This window comes from Duffyella gerundensis, assembly GCF_001517405.1.
GTDB classification, from domain to species: Bacteria; Pseudomonadota; Gammaproteobacteria; order Enterobacterales; family Enterobacteriaceae; genus Duffyella; species Duffyella gerundensis.
Map to the genome: position 1 here is coordinate 29,630 of NZ_LN907829.1, position 17,273 is coordinate 46,902.

A 17,273-nucleotide genomic window follows, 5' to 3' on the forward strand; every position below is an offset into this window, starting at 1 on the left:
AAATGAAATCTGGCTCAGTAAGCGATGCGTCACCAGCGCGATGTTTAAACGAAACCGGTTCATAAGGTGCTAACAGATGCGGTTCTTCTCTATTTTTTCAAGAGCCGCATTCAGCTTTTCCACATCGCACTCTATAACCGCCTTTTCATCTACGGTCAGTGGAACTTCCTCCAGATAGCGTTTTATCGAAGCCTTACTCTCGAGTAGTAACCCTTTTGCACTTGATTTTGGCAGATTAAAATCACACCCGACGCATGCCATTCGATGAGGACAATTACTCCAGAAGGGATTGGAGCAATAAGAGTCACCAAGATCATAGTAAGTAGCTGGCCCTGAAAGAGTACTCGCCGCCGGATCATGGTCAATGAGCACGCTAATCATGTGCGCTACCCGGTCAGCTTTAACAAAAGAGGCTGCCAGCTGTGTCGGGCGTATACGAATATAATGCATGGTGGACTGCGGCGAAGAGTGGCCTGACCATTGCATCAACTCGTATAACGACATGCCCTGAGGAACACTGGCCAGGGCAGTTACGGCCGATGCGCGTCCCCTGTGGCTGGTAATAGCGCCCCGGCTGTCTTCCTGCGGCATTCCTGCCCGGACACAGAGAACCGGTATAACGGTGCGGTTTATTATGTCTCTTCCCACAGGTTTGCCACGAAACTGAAACAGAAAACGGACTTTTTCACCGGTGCGTTCATCCGTCAGAGCTGCCTGCTCTTCAGGTCGTTCTGCCAGCCAGATATCGACATATTTTTTCACCGCAGCGGAAACCGGTTTAACAAAGGCTTTAGATGTCTTACCGGCTGGTACGTTCAGGTAACAAAGCGTCCCGGCAGGAATGCTACTGCCGTCGTCCCGGTTAATATCTTCCAGCTGTGGAGTGATGCAGCCTGCGGTCAGGCGCATCAGCTCATTTTGACGCAGCCCTGCATGCGTCCAGATGACCGCCATAGCCTGGAGCATAGACAGGGGGTAATGGATTTCACTCAGCAAATCTTCCTGACGCAGGTTCAGGCTTGCCCAGACCAGTTTCAGCCAGACCGGATCATCAATAACCCGGGGACTGACGCCCTGACGAAACAGCGGCGTATCAGGCGTCGAGAGATGGCGGGCCGGACTGAATTTAAGCCGTCCCCATCCCCAGTTCTCGTAGTCGATCATAAAGCGGCGAACGGCATACACAAAACCGGCACGGGAGTTTGGCAGCATAGGCTCTCCGGAGCGTACAGATCGGCGGGCTCCTCGTGTCGTGCCCAACGAAAGTTCATCAACCTTCATTCTTCCGACTGCCGCAATGAAGCTGGCGCAAATCTCCATCGTCCAGTCTGACGGCTCGCGTATTTCCGGGTGTTCCCGGGCGAGCCACAGGCCGCAGCGGAGGATAAAGCTGTACTGACTCTCTCTGGAGCGGGGACGAAGCACTGAGGTTTCCCTCCACCGCCGGCACCATGCTACCCAGGGCTGTGCGATGTTGTCCGTCGGTTTTTCGTGCCATTCCTGGTAATTGCGCATACGCACGGGGCTTTTAATGATGCCCAGTGCGGCAAGCGCATGCGAAACCCTGCCCACTGTCCTTGCGTTCCCGCGATCGTGGTATTTCTGCGCGCGCCACAGGAGATCGGTCGTAAAGCTTTCGAGCTGAGGATTACTGTTCATCATCATCAGTATGCCCAACAGGGCTGACAGCTGATTTTTCTGGTTCTTACGTTTGTATCCCAGTGAAACCAGAGTGTCCGTCAGACGGTTGAGCTCCTGAGTAAAAAATTTCCGGCCATAGATGGCACTGGCGTACAGCGATGGAGCACCATGGTGCGGGAGGCTGAACGGTGAGGGAAATGGACCAAGATGGAAGGCAAAGGCTGCAATAAGAGGTCTGCCTGAACGGTGCTGCTGGCACAGCGCCAGCCACTTTTCTGATTCCCACAGCCAGCAGGGTTGCCCTGTCCGGTGTATCTCCGCCAGAACGGCAGAAAGGATAATCCTGACGAGTCTGTCACTGGTGCCGCTGCGGTCTGCAATATCCTGAAAAGGTCGCAGTAAAGATGACAGCGGACCCTGCTGGTTCAGAGCAGAGGAGCGTTTTTGCCCGGTGCTTAACGCCTCGCGCTCTTCAGTGCTTAACATATCTTTCAGCTGATAATCTGAACGACTGAAAGGGACATAATTATGAATGTCTGTTTCTGCTTTCATCACACTACCCCGTCTGAAAGATAAGCCCTGCGATCCTGCGGTCGGTTTCAGCGACGGCAGCAGCCATGCGGGCAGCCATATCCGTTCCCGACAGATGAATATAAATTTGTGTGGTGCGTGGGTCCCTGTGCCCTGCATACGTAGCCAGTTCATGCAGTTTCCATCCGGCCCGCGCCAGGTGCGTCAGCCGGAGGTGACGAAAACTATGCGTGGTGATGTCTGGCTGATCAGCCTCTGTCGCCCACTTCCGCACGGTCTTACTCCAGCTCCAGAACGAGAACGGAGCGCCGTAATTACGGTCAGAGGCGGAACGGAACAGAGCACCGCCTGACCAGCCTGCCAGCCGTAGCTGCCGAAAATGGTTTGCCAGTACCGGCATAACGTCGGCGCTGTAGCAAACTATTCTTTCCCGTCTGCTTTTCGTCGTCTCTGCACGGATGCGGATCAGGCGGTGAGCCAGATCAATGTCCTCAAGCCTCAGAGCTGTCACTTCCGTGCGCCGGAGCGCGCCATAATAAGCCAGAGCAAGCATCAGCCGGTCACGCAGAGACGCACCAGAAACGTGTTTCAGGAACCTGAGCCACTGCCCGTCATCGGGAATACAGGGTAATCGCGTAATACGCGGCACCAGACCGCGGCCGGAAGTGAGATTACCAGGTAAACCTGAACGGGGTAGCGGATTAAGGCCGCATACATCCTGGTAAATCAGAAAGTCATACCAGAGACGAAGAGCTGAAATGCGCAACTGGAGTGTCGCGCTGGCAACGGATGACGGCATATCAGGGAGCTGAGGGCGGATATACCCTGCAATGTCTTCAAAGGAAGCCCTTTCAGGGCTATATCGTGTATTTCACAGAAGGCAAAAAAATGTGTCAGGGTACTTCGATAGGCTTTAATGGTTGCGCTGGCTCTGCCTAAATCCGAAAGAATTTTAAGCCACTGCTCAGCCAGCAGAAGCGCAGATGTGGAATGCATGGTGGTGTTCACGGCCTTCCCCTTTCAGCTCATAAAAACTGATTAAAGTTTATACCGAAGATGTTGCATTCCACTTAACTTACTAAAGCCCGTAGTTCGAACTGAAAATAAAGACTTTTTCGGAATAGAGCTGATCCTTTAGCTGAAACCATGGTACGCCCATTTTTATGCCTAGCGCTTTTGCGGCCGCGCTGCGCGCAATAACACATCCGTCATTATTACTGAGCACCACAACGGGTTTACCCCGTAAATCCGGCCGAAACAGCGCCTCGCAGCTGGCATAAAATGAATTAACGTCGGCAAGTCCAAACATGGGCATAACTAACTCCGGCATGCATACATGTTTTTAAAGACTCCAGCAGCGCAAGAGGCAGTAAAGGGCTGCCAAATCAGCGTCAGAGACGGCGTTGATAAAATGGAGTTCATTTTTGAAAGTCCCGGGCGTATTGCACTGAGCGGGGCGGTATGAAATCAGAGGCAGGCATAAGTTTTCCCTTTAATAATACTGTTTATAAAAACAGTATTATTGAGTATCAATGCACAGGCAAGTGGATGATGCATGCTCTTGGCAGAAAGGGTATACCCCACTGATCGGTTTTCGCTGTTGCTGAAAAGGGGCTCAGCTGACGACAACCTTACTCCGGGTGTAGTTTGTCAGGCTTTATGACCTAAAGCCTGACATACGTGGAGTAAAACTAACGACGTACGGCCATAATGCCTGCATCCACGTCCCAGATAGCACCGGTCACCCAGGCTGCCTTGTCCGACAGCAGGAACAGGATAGTATTTGCCACATCTTCAGGTTTGCCGACGCGGCCCAGCGGATGGAAATCACTCATCGCCTTCATTGCTTCAGCAATATCTTCTTTGGCCATGAATCCTTCGTAGATTGGCGTCTGCACAATACCCGGAGAAACGGCATTCACACGGATACCAGTGCTGGCCAGTTCAATCGCCAGGTTGCGCGTCAGCGCATGCAGACCGGCTTTTGCCATTGAGTAGGCAGAAGCCGGAGAATCACCCAGCGCAGCCTGCGCGCCAATTGAGCCGACGTTCACAATGGCACCTTCGCGTTTGTCGGCCAGCATGTTCTTCACCACGTCCTGCGTGATAAAGAAAGTGGCGCGGTTCAGCGACAGGTAGCTATCGTAGTCTGCGGCATTGTGCTCGGTAAAACTTTTCGGAATAAAGATACCCGCGGCATTTACCATCAGGCTGATGTCGCGATGATGCGCATTGATTTCCTGACGAATGGCATTCATCCCTTCTTCTGTCATCAGGTTTGCCGTAATGACAGACACCGGGCCGAGCGGGCTCAGTTCTTTCTGAACGGCGTCAGCTTTATCTTTTCTGCTGCCCGTCAGGACCACGCTGCCGCCTGCTTTCAGCACCATACGCGCCGTTTCAAGACCCATACCACTGGTGCCGCCTACGACCAGAAGCTTTTTACCATTAAAAAAATCGCTCATATGTGACTCCGTTATTTACAGGTAGTGTTCGCCGGCACGTAAACGGCCGGCAGGTGTCGGGTAATCAGATGCTGCAGCCGTCGGCGCCACAGGCCTGACCTGCAGTTACGGTCATTTCTTCCTGCTTTTCATCCCAGACCTGTCGCAGGGCACTCAGGAAATTTTCCGATGCCTGAGCGCCGCTTATGGCGTATTTCTGATTCAGCAGAAAAAGAGGCACGCCACTCACACCAATCGATCGGGCAGTGCTCTCATCTTCCGTTACCGAAGCACGAAGCGACGGGTCATTCAGCGCCTCAGCAGCGGCTTCTGCTGCCATGCCTGATTCGGCGGCCAGCTTTATCAGCTCATCGCGATCAAAGAGGGAGCGCCCTTCGGTGGTACCCGCAAGATAGAATCGTTCAGTCATCACCTCCCCCAGTCCGGCCAGTCGTGCAGCAGCCAGCAGGGTCAGCGCATCTTCGGTATCCCCGAAAAGCATGGTGTCAAAGTTGTACCGCAGTCCCTCTGACTTCGCGGCCGTATCGACCTGATTCATCATCAGCTCAGCGTTGCTCTGACCGCCGAGCTTTTTGTAGAGCGCATCGCGGAAAGGCATGGCCGGCATGCCTTCGGCAATCCGGAAGCTGTGCTGGCGGATGACCACGCTGTCGCGGTGTTCAAACGCTGCGAGGCCTTTCTCAAAGCGTTTTTTGGCGATCCAGCACCAGGGACAGACCAGATCGGACCAGATATCTATGGTTATGACGGGCTTAAGGGTTTGCATTGCTTACTCCTGAATTTCTGCTGTTCGTGTGACGACTGAAGACTGCCGGAGTCTTAGTGTTTCTGTTCATCCTGCCAGGCCGGATAGTCGGTGTATCCCTTTTCAGGATTGCCACTGACGCCGTAATAGGTATTGCGATCGCTTTCAGCCAGCGGCCAGTCGTTCTGCATTCTTTCGACAAGGTCAGGGTTTGCGATGTAGGGCACGCCAAATGCCACCAGGTCCAGTTCCTCAGCTTCGAGAGCGGCGCTGGCAATGTCCCGTGTAAAGCCGCCGGCGCCGATAAGCGTGCCGCCAAAAGCCTTACGGAAGAAATTCTTAAAGCCCTTAGGTACAGGTGCATTGATATAAGCCGGCTGGTAGTAAAGGTGAACATAGGCAAGTTCACGTTCTCCGAGCGTCATCGCCAGAACCGCCCACGTCTCTTCCTCCCCCTCATACGGGGCCAGATCATAAATACGCCCGAACGGGGAAAGCCGCACGCCCACCTTCTCGCCGCCAATGGCGGAAGAGACCGCATCAATGGTTTCAATCAGAAAGCGCTGACGGTTTTTAACGGTACCGCCGTAAGCATCGGTGCGGTGGTTCAGCGCGGTGCTGAGGAACTGGTCAAAGATGAAGCCGTTGGCCGCCATAATTTCGACGCCGTCAAAGCCCGCTTCCATTGCCAGTTCTGCTGACTTAACAAAGTCAGCCGTAATACGCCTGATTTCAGCGGTTTCCAGTGCTCTTGGCGTGCTGGGGACGACAGGGCCTGGCTCGCCGGATTCTGTCAGGGCAAATACGGTGGTGTTGGTTGCCGGAATGGTGCCCGATGACACCGGGGCGGCATTACCCTGCTGTAATGAAACATGGGACATGCGGCCGACGTGCCACAGCTGGGCGAAGATAAGGCCGCCCTTTGCGTGTACCGCATCGGTCACCGTGCGCCAGCCGGCTACGTGCTCACGGGTATAAATGCCCGGCGTGTAGAGATAGCCGCGTGCCTCTTCTGAAACCGGCAGCCCCTCCGTAATCAGCAGACCTGCGGAGGCCCGCTGCGCGTAGTAACGGGCAACCACCTCTCCGGCAACGTCATTCATGGTACGGGTGCGGGTCATGGGGGCCATTACGACGCGATTTTTCAGCTCTGTTCCAGCCAGGTTAAAGGGGGTGAATAATTTGCTCATAGTGCGCCTCTGACGATATCAATGATGGCTATAGGGGCCGGGCTTCGGTTTTTTGCTCCGGACGTTCCGGCCTGCCGGGTTTATGTTCGGCACTATACCAACCTACTAGTTGATAGGTCAACAACAATTAATTATACTGCAGCTTACGGCTACACCAATATTTTCAGCATTAAGGTTTCGGATGGGCGGCAGACACAACAGATGCCCGGCCATTGAACAGAAACAGGAGGGGTTAACGTGCGTGAAGTAATAGCTTATAACGAAGATAATTTTCGCGATATTGAACAGTATGAAGGCATTTCTGTCGTGCGCTTTTCGGCGCCATGGTGTCCGCCCTGCCAGAGCAGTGAGCCATTCTTTAGCGCGTTTACCGACGGCCTGGAAGAAAGTATTCAGGTCGGCAAAGTGAATGTCGATCAGGCGCCAGTGCTGACGACTAAGTATGAAATATGGGGGCTTCCTTCGGTACTGATTTTCAGGGAAGGCCAGCTGGTACGCCGGATACCTGGCGTTAAATCACCGGCGTTTTATGCTGCAGCGCTGGAAGAAATAAAAAAAGGGCCTTAAGGCCCTTTTCTGAGGAGGCGGTAATGTTCCTTAACCGCGCAGCTGGCTGACTGCATCAAGGGTACGGGCTGAATAAACAGCAGCGGCGCCCGCATTCAGATTGATGGCAACGCCCAGCGCTTCGGCAATTTCTTCATCCGTCGCGCCGGCCTTGATGGCGGCTTCAGCGTGAAACGCAATGCAGCCGTCGCACCGGGTTGTCACCGCACACGCCAGGGCTATCAGTTCCCGGACCTTGGCACCGAGCAGGTCGGTTTTATTGCCTGCAGCGCCCAAAGTAACCACGCCTTTCATCGTATCCGGCGTCAGTTTGCCCAGTTCACCGAGGCGCTGCATTAATTCCTGACGGTAATTACTCCAGTCATACATAACGTTATTCCTCAGGGGTAGTGTTTAAGGTAAGAAGGATGTGCCGCAGGCTGGTTTTAAAGACTTCAGACCGGCCAGTCGCTCGGGCCACCACGCTGGCGCCTTCGCAGAGGTTTATTATCAGCATAGCCACATCGGCGGGCTGCATGGCAGAAACAAACTCACCTGCATCTGTGCCACGCTTAACCACGCCAGTCAGCCATGTAATCTGCATATCAAAATACCGGGAGGTCTGTTCAAGAATCGCCTCGGGGAGGTTTGCCGTTTCAGCTGAAAGCGCGCAGCATAGCGGCAATAGTGATGCCCGGTAGCTCGCCTCAAATAATGCTACATAAGCGGTAATCTGATCTGCCGCTTTGTGATGTACTGCTTCAATCTGATCAAACTGGTTAACCGTATCACTGACAGCCTGCTTCACGACCTCCTGACCGAGGATTTCTTTCGTCGGGAAGTGGTGATGTATACTTGCTTTCGTGATACCAATCAGCTTAGACAGGTCAGCATAACTGAAAGCTGAATAACCCTTTTCCCGCATCAGGTGTTCGGCCTCATTAACCAGCCGTTCACGCGTCATAATCGTCATTTTTAAACCCTTCAATCTACTAGTTGGTAGATTATATCCTTCATGCCCATTTATGGCAAGCAGTCGGCGTGTTTCCTCAGCTGTTCTGGCGGCGACAATGCGCAGCGGCTTCCTCTGCACGAAACAGTACTGCGGCAATTTCCCGGGTTGTATCCAGGAGCATCTCACCTTTTCGGTACCGGTCGGTCATGTTTCCCTGCGCATCGTTTGCATTACGCGGTCTTTCAATAAACTTACCGAGAAGTTCGAAGTTGCTGTTCAGCACAGCGGCAAAAGGAATGTGAATTTTATCAATGCCAAAGAAAGCTGAAAATTCATTGCCCGCGTCTTCACGCGTAATCAGGCCCAGAGAAACGTGTGGAGCTGAGCGGGCAACGGCCCTGATGGCTGGCAGGTTCCGGTGACAGTCCGGGCACCACATCTCCGCCACGACCAGAATATTGTAGCTGCCCTGCAGGGCAGACAAACGTTCAGACAGCGTTTTATCCTCTGCCTGTCCTGCCAGCGCTTCAAAATAACGCAACCAACGCCCCGACATCTTTCTCTGCACCGGCCTGCGTAAAAGGCTCGTAATCTGTTGCATGTGTAAACAGCGCTCTGAAGTTCATCATTTTTCTCCTGTCTTAAGTCATCCGGTTCCCGGTCGCGAAAGCGCTGCGTGAACTCCGCTATTTAATTTCCGTTTCAGGCTTAAATAAGTTACTTCAGGCCTGTCCGGGCAGCCAAAACGTTAGCATGAATGCTACCAATCTACTGGTTGGTAGTGTATGTTTCTCTTTTTGGAGGATCCACTTTGGCCGGAAAATTTATCGTACTGAAGATTATTATTGCCATGATTGCCTTTGCGGCCAACTCCGTCATTTGCCGCGTGGCGCTGCGTGGCAACCACATTGATCCGGTGACCTTTACCGATCTCAGACTGTTAAGCGGTGCTGTCGTTCTGCTGCCTTTTTTCCTGCTCCGGAAGGACGGAAAAGGCTCACTGTCCCTGAAAAATGGGTTCAGTCTCGTGGTATATGCCATGTGTTTTGCGATTGCTTATATTCATCTGGATACCGGTGCCGGTGCATTACTGCTGTTTGGTGTTGTCCAGCTGGCCATGGTTATTTACGGCCTTTTTCACGGAGACAGGCTTTCCCCGGGAAGAGCCGCAGGCCTTCTTATAGCGTCCTGCGGATTACTGATGCTGCTGTTACCCGGTGCCACAGCGCCGATGCCGGGCAGTGCGCTGATCATGGCGCTGGCAGGGCTTGCCTGGGCGACCTATACCCTTGCCGGCAAAAAAATGCCTGAAGCCACAGCGTCTACTGCCGGTAACTTCCTGATTGCCGCGTCCCTGGCGCTTCTTGTTTCTCCTTTTATCAGCAGCGGTATGCATGCTGACGGCACTGGCATTGTTCTGGCCGTAATGGCGGGTGCAGTTGCATCAGCCGGCGCCTACGTTCTCTGGTATTCACTTCTGCCGCATCTGGATGCCGTGACCGCGAGTACGGTTCAGCTGAGCGTACCCTGTCTCGCCATGCTCGGCGGCGTGTTATTTACCGGTGAATCACTGAGCCTGAAAATGGTTCTGTCTGCGGGGGCCGTGCTCAGCGGGATTGGTATAGTAATTGGTTTTTCGCGGTCCGAAAGCAGTGGCAGCAGCCCGGCAAAGTAAAAGATCAGAAAGACTTGATTTACCAACTAGTAGGTTGGTAATCTCAATCCGGGTGCTTTGCATTGCCCGGACTCCCTGCAGCTGGTCTGTCTGACGGTCGTCGGGCCGTGATTGTTATTTCGGATATACCGGATATCTTCATGCAATACGATTTTGACGGGCTTATTGAACGATCGGGAACAGACAGTCTGACCGCCGAGGGCTGGCGTGAATATATGTTCGGCGACTGCCAGGGCGACATACCATCAGAGCCGCCCGGTGGCTTTATTAATCTGTGGGTAGCGGATATGGCGTTTTCCACGCCTCCGGAGGTACTGGAGGCTATCCGTGCGCGGCTCAGCCAGAAAATAATTGGTTATACTAAAGCTTACCACCCCGGGTATCTTCTGAGCTTTGAAAACTGGTGCGAAAGGCACTATGGCTATCGTTTTCCGCGCGAGAGTATTGTGCTGTCACCCGGGGTGATACCCGCGCTGTACCGGCTGGTTCCATTACTGACACGTCAGGATGAAAGTATCCTGATCCTCACACCCTCGTATGCCCCCTTTAAGAAAGCCGGGGAATACAGCGACCGTCGTGTGATCAGCTGCCCGCTGAAAAGCAATAGCGGGTATATGACGGTTGATTTTGATGCGATGCAGAATCTTGTGCAGGATAATACGTTGAGGATAAAAGCGTTTTTCCTGTGTAATCCGCATAATCCCACGGGGCGTGTCTGGCATCCTCATGAGCTTCGCAGGATGACCGAAATCTGTCTGGAAAACGACGTCTGGATCATTTCAGATGAAATTCACTGTGACCTGACGCGCATTGGCATTTCACACACGCCTGCGGCTTCCCTTTTTCCCCACAGTCAGAAAATCATTACCTGCATGTCTTCCAGCAAAACGTTTAACCTTGCAGGTAACCTGCTGGCCAACATCATGATCCCTGATCCTGGCGTCAGGACTGCCTGGCTTCGCCTGCACGATGAATTCGTTTCCCCGCTAAGCCTGGCGGCTAACATTGCGGCCTGGTCGCAGTGTGATGAGTGGCTGCTTCAGGTAAAACGCTATATTGACGGAAATTTTCTTTTCCTGAGTGAGTGGCTGAAAAAACATCTTCCCCGCGTCCGCTACAGCATTCCTGAAGGCACCTATCTTGCCTGGATTGACCTGGCGCCGCTTTCTGCTCAGGACGAACCGAAATTCACTTCCCACTTTTTTGCAGAAAAAGCGGGTGTTCTTGTAGAGGACGGATCCATGTTTGTCGGTAACGGTGATAACCACATACGGCTTAATCTTGCCTGCCCTCGCGCCGTTCTGAGCGAAGGGCTGCTTCGTATATATCTAGCATTAACCGCCTCAACCTGAAACCAGGACAGCAGAGCTGTCCGGAGTACAAAAATGACAAACCGACACTTCGATTATCTCACCATCGGCGGCGGCAGCGGCGGTATCGCCTCGATAAACCGTGCGGCTATGTATGGCCAGAAATGCGCCCTGATTGAAGCGAAAGAACTGGGAGGCACCTGCGTGAACGTGGGTTGCGTACCGAAAAAAATCATGTGGCACGCCGCGCAAATCGCCGAAGCTATCCATCTCTACGGACCGGATTATGGCTTCGACACCACAGTGAATCGCTTCGACTGGGCCACGCTTGTAAAAAACCGCAGCGCCTATATCGACCGTATCCACACTTCGTATAAAAACGTGCTGGGTAAAAACAATGTTGAAGTGATCAAAGGATTCGCCCGTTTCGTTGATGCGCACAGCGTTGAAGTCAACGGTGAGATCATCACGGCGGATCATATTCTGATTGCCACCGGCGGTCGCCCCAGCCATCCGTCGATACCGGGCGCAGAGTACGGCATTGATTCCGACGGTTTCTTTGAGCTGGATGCGCTGCCGAAGCGCACCGCAGTTGTTGGCGCGGGCTATATCGCGGTTGAGCTGGCGGGCGTTGTGAATGCGCTGGGTTCAGAAACTCACCTGTTCGTGCGTAAGCAGGCGCCGCTGCGCAGCTTCGATCCGCTACTCACCGAGACGCTGGTCGAAGTGATGAACAGCGAAGGTCCGGCGTTGCACACCGAATCCATTCCAAAAGCGGTGATTAAAAACAGTGATGGCAGCCTGACGCTGCAGCTGGAAAATGGCAGTGACTGTACCGTGGACTGCCTGGTCTGGGCGATTGGCCGTGAGCCCGCCAACGATCACCTCAACATTGAAGCCGCAGGCGTGGCACTCGACGACAGGGGCTATATCAAAGTCGATAAATTCCAGAACACCAGTGTGTCAGGCATCTATGCCGTGGGCGACAACACCGGTGCGGTTGAACTGACGCCGGTTGCGGTTGCCGCAGGCCGTCGTCTCTCTGAGCGTCTGTTTAACAACAAGCCGGACGAGCATCTGGATTACAGCAATGTGCCGACCGTGGTGTTCAGCCATCCGCCGATTGGCACCGTGGGGCTGACCGAACCGCAGGCGCGCGAACAGTATGGCGACGATCAGGTGAAGGTCTACCAATCGTCGTTCACTGCCATGTACACCGCGGTCACTCAGCATCGTCAGCCGTGCCGTATGAAGCTGGTCTGTATGGGTGCCGATGAGAAGATTGTCGGCATTCACGGTATCGGATTTGGTATGGATGAGATTCTGCAGGGCTTTGCCGTGGCGCTGAAAATGGGTGCCACCAAAAAAGACTTCGATAACACCGTAGCGATCCACCCGACGGCTGCAGAAGAGTTTGTGACGATGCGCTGATTGGCGCGATGCGAGGCGCATAACAGGCGACTCCGGTAGTCTGTTATGCGCCTGAAGCTTCATGCAGAACAGTGCTGAGTAAAACAGATAACTGGCTGCACAGAAAAACCCTGCTCCGGGAGGAACAGGGTCATGAAGCTTCACAGGCAGAACAGATGTGACTTATACGAGACGTGTCTCAATCGGCACCGGGTTAGCCAGCGTGTCATGAATAGGTGATGCCTCAGGAAGCAGGCTGACCAGCTCTTCCAGCTGTTCACGGCTCGCCGTATTACTTTCAAGACGTACGTCTACGCGGATACCTTTAGCCCCTTTACGGGCGTTTTTATCCAGTCCCAGGAAACCTTTCATATCAATATCGAAATAGAGATCCAGCTCGATACTTTCCAGATCTACACCTTTTTCAGCAGCCATCAGGGTCAGAGTAGCGGTATAACACCCGGCCAGCGCCTGCAGAATATATTCGGTGGGGCTCATGCCGGTGTCGGCACCAAGCAGCCCAGGTGGTTCGTCCCCGATATTCGAGAATTTGCCTACGCGGCTACGGTCTTCTTTGCCATTCTGAAATGACGATCCGGTTTCCACACGTACGGCCAGACCGCCGTGTGAACGCGCTTTTACCTGGAATGACATGTTACCAAGGCCAGGCTCTGCGCGAACGGCCTCACGAACATTACTGATGGCGTCAGCGGAAGCCTGAGGTTTTGCTGAATGCGACATACATACTCCTGTAAACGGTTTGTGGGAGAAAGCCAGAACATGTCAGCTATCTACTAGTAGGTAGATTAGTCATTTGAAATGCCGTTGTCCAGTTTTAAAAAAAGTTATTCATCGTACTTTCGATTTAACCGCAGAAGCTGATCTGAACCTGACGGGCCCCTCAATGACTGGCGGCGTAATGAGCGGGGGGGATCAGAAACGCTGATACGTACTGGCTGAATATTTACGGCGGCCTCCCTCCGGCAGAGTGCCGACTATCCTGGAGGCATCTGCTTCTTCATCAGCGCCAGACCGGAGGAGCTTACACCGGAGAGATCAGCCCAACGCAGGCAGGACTATCAGGAATAAAAGTGAGAGCTGCTTAACGTTCCCGGATAACGTCAATTGACGGATGATTTCATAGCGGTATTGTCTGTACTTAACAAACGAGCAAACAAAAGTGATCATATGAGCAAAATTGTTGAGCCATGCAGCATCCCGGCTTAGCTGTTTTTAGTCTGATGATACTTTTGTTCAGCTCTGTCATTTCTCAGAAATTGTTCAGGGGTAGTTCAATGAAGCGGGACCTCGTTGCGGGAATAGACTCATCTACTCAGTCTTGTACCGTTATGCTGCGCAGCCTTGAAAGTGGCGACGTGATTGCTCAGGCCCGTAAGCCGCATCCGCCGACGACGCCCCCCTGCAGTGAGCAGGATCCGCAGGCCTGGTGGGACGCGTTAACTTCGGCTCTGGATGAGCTCAAAGCATGGCAGCCCCGTATTGCAGGGCTTGCTGTCGGTGGGCAGGGTCACGGTCTGGTCATGCTTGATAAAGATGACCGGGCACTGCGTCCAGCCAAGCTCTGGAATGACACTGAGTCTGCTACCCAGGCACACGAGTTGTGCCGGAAAGTTGACCCTGAAGAGTGGGCTCGCCTTACAGGATCGGTGCCCGGACCGGCGATGACCATTTCAAAACTGGCGTGGACCGAACATCACTGCCCCGGCCTGCTTGAAAAGTGCCATCGCATTATGCTGCCGTTTGACTATCTGGTTTATCGCCTCAGCGGCAGTTTTGTGTGCGAGCGTGGCGGTGCATCCGGGACCGGCTACTTCAACCCTTTCACCAATAGCTGGGAGCCTGAGCTCGCTGCTGTGGTAAACAACCGAATTGACTGGCTCTCCCTCTGGCCTGCCATCATTCCCTCGCATCAGCCTGCCGGCGTGGTGAAGCTGATCCCAGGTCTGGAAGACCTTGCCGGTGCCGTTGTAGGCGTAGGAACTGGCGATAATATGTCTGCTGCGCTGGGAATGAACCTGAAATCCGGTGATACCGGCATATCGATCGGCACGAGCGGTACGCTGTACGGCATAACCCCGACGGGAATAGCCGACAGCACCGGGATTATCAACGGCTATGCAGATGCTGCCGATCGCTTCATTCCCATGATTACCACGCTGAATTCCGCGAAGGTAACCGATACATTCCGCACCCTGCTGGGTGTTACCACTGACGAATTCGATGCACTCGCACTGAGTTCACCTGCCGGCGCCAACGGTCTGCAGCTTGTCCCATGGCTGGATGGCGAGCGCACGCCTAACCTTCCCGACGCTACGGGGCACATGCGCGGGTTACGCACCACCACAACCAGAGAAGATATGGCCCGCGCTGCCGTGGAAGGCGTGCTGTGCGGCCTGCTGGCAGGCGGACTGATCCTGAAACAGCATGGCTTCAGTGATGACGGGCACATCGTTGTCACCGGCGGCGGGGCGAAGTCAAGTGCCTACCGCCAGATCCTTGCTGACCTGACTGGCAAACCGGTCTGGGTTTCTCCGGTGGAAGAAACAGCCGCCGCCGGGGCAGCCATTCAGGCAGCCGCTGCTGTACTGGGATGTACGAATGCTGAAATGGCCGAACGCTGGTGCAGGCCATTTGTGAAAGTCGCCGATCCCCGTGAGGATGCGCGCCATGTTCTGAACGCTTACGTTAACTATGCCAATGCTTTATCAGGAGAGCTGCAATGAGTTCAATGAGCACACCCGCTAAAATTAAACCCCCAAGGCAGCCACTTAAAGTGCCTGCTGAAGCGGGGATCGCCGTGGTTTTTTTACTGGTTATGCTGGGCGGCTTTATCGCCACGCCTAATTTTCTGACCGTATCCAACATGATGGTTTTACTTCTTAACGGCGCGGTCATCGGTTTCCTGTGTCTGGGGCAGTCTTTTGTTCTGCTGACAGGCGGGATTGACCTTTCCTGTGGCTCAATTGTGGCCATGACCTGCGTAGTCGCGGCGCTGCTGATGGAAAAATTTGGCATTCCCTGGCAGCTTGCCGTACCCATGGTTCTGGCGGTGGGGGCCCTGAGCGGTCTGGTTAATGGGCTGATCATCGAACGTACCGGCGTTCCACCTTTCATTGTGACGTTTGCAATGATGGGCGTGGCGGCATCCATTCCGCAGATTATCACCGGAGCCGAGTCGATCCGCGTGACGCAAATCGGTTACAGCCTTATCGGTCAGTCAAAACCCCTGGGTATTCCGTTTCCGGTGATAGCCCTGCTGCTGGCCATTATTATTGGCGTCATCTTCCTGCGGCGGACCATCACCGGTACCCATATTTATGCGGTCGGCGGCAACGCAGATGCCGCGCGCCTGTCAGGGATCAGCATTCCGCGTATAACCCTGCTGGTCTATGCCATCTCCGGACTCTGCTCGGCATGCGGCGGACTGATTTACGGCTCGCGCCTGATGACCGGATATCCGACGGCGGGCCGTGGTGACGAGCTGTTTTTCTCAATCGCGGGTGCGGTAGTGGGCGGCGTCAGCTTGTTTGGCGGCACCGGCAGTCTTATCGGCGCGATGATTGGGGCAATGCTGATTGCCGCCATATCCAATCTGATGAACGTACTGAACGTCAGCGCGTACTGGCAGCCGCTGGTTATCGGACTGATCATCCTGTTTGGCGTGACGTTCGATACTCTGCGCACGTCCAGAAAAATCGTGATCCCCTGGTTAAAAGTCAGGAAACCACGAAAAACACAACAATAAAGCCTCTTAACCTCTGACCTGTACCTTACCAGGAGATAAACATGAAACTGCGTACGACTCTCACTGCAACAGCTACGATCGTTGCGCTGGCCTGCCTGCTTGCCGGCTGTAACCGGGATGATGCGGAAAGCACCGCAGGCGCTGGCAAAAAAACACTCGGTGTAACGCTTCCGAACCTGACCAACCCCTATTATGTGGCCATGAAAAAAAGCTTTGAGGATAATGCTGCTGCTCAGGGGATGAACGTCAAAATCTCGATTTCTGATAATGACGATGCCAAACAGCTGTCGCAGGTGCAGAACTTCATCGAGCAGAAAGTGGATGCGGTTGCGGTGAACTGCGTTTCGTCCGGGCCATGCGTTTCAATTATCAGTCAGCTCAATCAGGCAAAAATCCCGGCATTTGCTATCAACATCCTCCCTGATACAGCGGGGCTCAAACAACAGAACGTCACCCTTGTGCAGGGGGTTCAGACCGATCAGCGGGAAGGCGGCAGGCTCATTGGGCAGCAGCTGCTGAAGGACATCGGTGAAAACAGCCCGGCAACGGTCGGGATAGTGGGAGAACCGACCTCAATAGCCGCAAACGCCCGTGATGAGGGGTTCAAAGCCGCCGTCGCGTCCAATAAAAATATTAAGTTTGTTGCGCTGGTTAACGGAAAGGTGGAAGAAACCACGTCTCTGAAAGTGACCACTGAAATGCTGCAGGGCAGGCCGGAGATTGACGTGGTGTATTCAGACACCGAACCTTCCGCACTGGGTTCACTGGCAGCCATCAGGCAGCTGGGCGTCAGTGACAAAGTGAAATTATATGCTTTTGTAGATAAAGAAGGCGTTAAAGCCGTTCAGGACAACAGCATACTCAAAGCCGGTGCGATTCAGGAACCCGTTAAGCTTGCTCAGATACTGGTTGAAAACGTCCGGAAAAGCCTGGGCGGTGAACAGGTCCCGGCCATGATCAATAATCCACCGCTGCTGGTCACTAAAGACAACGCGGCCTCCGTTATGGGTTCAGCGTACTGAGTAAAAGGCAGACAGTT

Annotated in this window: 15 protein-coding genes and 2 pseudogenes; 7 read left to right on the forward strand and 10 right to left on the reverse strand. The window is 53.7% G+C overall.

All coding sequences use genetic code 11. The annotated features are described in order from the left end of the window. Nucleotides 1–69: 69 nt before the first annotated feature. From EM595_RS19935 to EM595_RS19960, 6 genes and pseudogenes are all read right to left on the reverse strand, one after another. A complete protein-coding gene (locus tag EM595_RS19935) occupies nt 70–2,193 on the reverse strand; it encodes a tyrosine-type recombinase/integrase (RefSeq protein WP_067437128.1) in 2,124 nt (707 codons plus the stop codon). Between the two features lie 4 nt (nt 2,194–2,197). Beyond that, nucleotides 2,198–3,168 (reverse strand): annotated as a pseudogene (locus tag EM595_RS19940) (tyrosine-type recombinase/integrase). Between the two features lie 85 nt (nt 3,169–3,253). Further along, a pseudogene (locus EM595_RS19945) lies at nt 3,254–3,481 on the reverse strand (Y-family DNA polymerase); the annotation flags it as partial. Nucleotides 3,482–3,863: 382 nt separating this feature from the next. Then, nucleotides 3,864–4,637 carry an SDR family NAD(P)-dependent oxidoreductase gene (locus EM595_RS19950; protein ID WP_067437134.1) on the reverse strand — a complete coding sequence of 258 codons (774 nt, stop codon included), beginning with the start codon at nt 4,635–4,637 and terminating at the stop codon, nt 3,864–3,866. A gap of 64 nt (nt 4,638–4,701) precedes the next feature. Next, complete coding sequence (locus EM595_RS19955) at nt 4,702–5,403, reverse strand: DsbA family oxidoreductase (protein ID WP_064691134.1); 702 nt, start codon at nt 5,401–5,403, stop codon at nt 4,702–4,704. Nucleotides 5,404–5,456: 53 nt separating this feature from the next. Beyond that, nucleotides 5,457–6,572 (reverse strand): alkene reductase, encoded by a 1,116-nt coding sequence (locus EM595_RS19960; RefSeq protein WP_067437136.1) that lies wholly within the window; start codon nt 6,570–6,572, stop codon nt 5,457–5,459. A 237-nt stretch (nt 6,573–6,809) separates the two neighbouring features. On the opposite strand from EM595_RS19960, the gene EM595_RS19965 reads away from it, so the two are divergent. Then, nucleotides 6,810–7,139 (forward strand): thioredoxin family protein, encoded by a 330-nt coding sequence (locus EM595_RS19965; RefSeq protein WP_064691136.1) that lies wholly within the window; start codon nt 6,810–6,812, stop codon nt 7,137–7,139. Nucleotides 7,140–7,169: 30 nt separating this feature from the next. Here EM595_RS19965 and EM595_RS19970 read toward each other — a convergent pair whose 3' ends face one another. The 3 genes from EM595_RS19970 to EM595_RS19980 all read right to left on the reverse strand — a co-directional run bounded on the left by EM595_RS19970 (nt 7,170) and on the right by EM595_RS19980 (nt 8,674). Further along, nucleotides 7,170–7,508, reverse strand: a complete 339-nt coding sequence (locus EM595_RS19970; protein WP_067437142.1) for a carboxymuconolactone decarboxylase family protein — start codon at nt 7,506–7,508, stop codon at nt 7,170–7,172. 4 nt (nt 7,509–7,512) lie between these two features. Next, complete coding sequence (locus tag EM595_RS19975) at nt 7,513–8,091, reverse strand: TetR/AcrR family transcriptional regulator (RefSeq protein WP_067437145.1); 579 nt, start codon at nt 8,089–8,091, stop codon at nt 7,513–7,515. 76 nt (nt 8,092–8,167) lie between these two features. Further along, entirely contained in the window at nt 8,168–8,674 is a 507-nt protein-coding gene (locus EM595_RS19980) for a thioredoxin family protein (RefSeq protein WP_231938769.1), read from the reverse strand. A 210-nt stretch (nt 8,675–8,884) separates the two neighbouring features. Between EM595_RS19980 and EM595_RS19985 the strand changes: the two genes are divergently transcribed. From EM595_RS19985 to gorA, 3 genes are all read left to right on the forward strand, one after another. Further along, entirely contained in the window at nt 8,885–9,748 is an 864-nt protein-coding gene (locus tag EM595_RS19985; protein ID WP_067437148.1) for a DMT family transporter, read from the forward strand. A gap of 140 nt (nt 9,749–9,888) precedes the next feature. Continuing rightward, on the forward strand, nt 9,889–11,100 hold the full coding sequence (locus tag EM595_RS19990) for a MalY/PatB family protein (RefSeq protein ID WP_067437149.1): 1,212 nt from the start codon (nt 9,889–9,891) through the stop codon (nt 11,098–11,100). 33 nt (nt 11,101–11,133) lie between these two features. After that, nucleotides 11,134–12,489 carry a glutathione-disulfide reductase gene (gene gorA / locus EM595_RS19995; protein WP_029571183.1) on the forward strand — a complete coding sequence of 452 codons (1,356 nt, stop codon included), beginning with the start codon at nt 11,134–11,136 and terminating at the stop codon, nt 12,487–12,489. A gap of 162 nt (nt 12,490–12,651) precedes the next feature. On the opposite strand, the gene EM595_RS20000 is transcribed toward gorA, so the two are convergent. Continuing rightward, nucleotides 12,652–13,209 carry an OsmC family protein gene (locus EM595_RS20000; protein WP_029571184.1) on the reverse strand — a complete coding sequence of 186 codons (558 nt, stop codon included), beginning with the start codon at nt 13,207–13,209 and terminating at the stop codon, nt 12,652–12,654. A gap of 608 nt (nt 13,210–13,817) precedes the next feature. On the opposite strand from EM595_RS20000, the gene EM595_RS20005 reads away from it, so the two are divergent. The 3 genes from EM595_RS20005 to EM595_RS20015 are packed head-to-tail and all read left to right on the forward strand — an operon-like array spanning nt 13,818 to nt 17,256. Next, the gene (locus tag EM595_RS20005) at nt 13,818–15,212 is read left to right on the forward strand and encodes a xylulokinase (RefSeq protein WP_067437151.1); all 1,395 of its coding nucleotides are present in this window, start codon (nt 13,818–13,820) and stop codon (nt 15,210–15,212) included. Continuing rightward, nucleotides 15,209–16,234, forward strand: a complete 1,026-nt coding sequence (locus EM595_RS20010; protein WP_067437154.1) for an ABC transporter permease — start codon at nt 15,209–15,211, stop codon at nt 16,232–16,234. Before EM595_RS20005 ends, EM595_RS20010 begins: the two co-directional genes overlap by 4 nt. 41 nt (nt 16,235–16,275) lie before the next feature. Next, on the forward strand, nt 16,276–17,256 hold the full coding sequence (locus EM595_RS20015) for a substrate-binding domain-containing protein (protein ID WP_067437157.1): 981 nt from the start codon (nt 16,276–16,278) through the stop codon (nt 17,254–17,256). Nucleotides 17,257–17,273 lie beyond the last annotated feature (17 nt).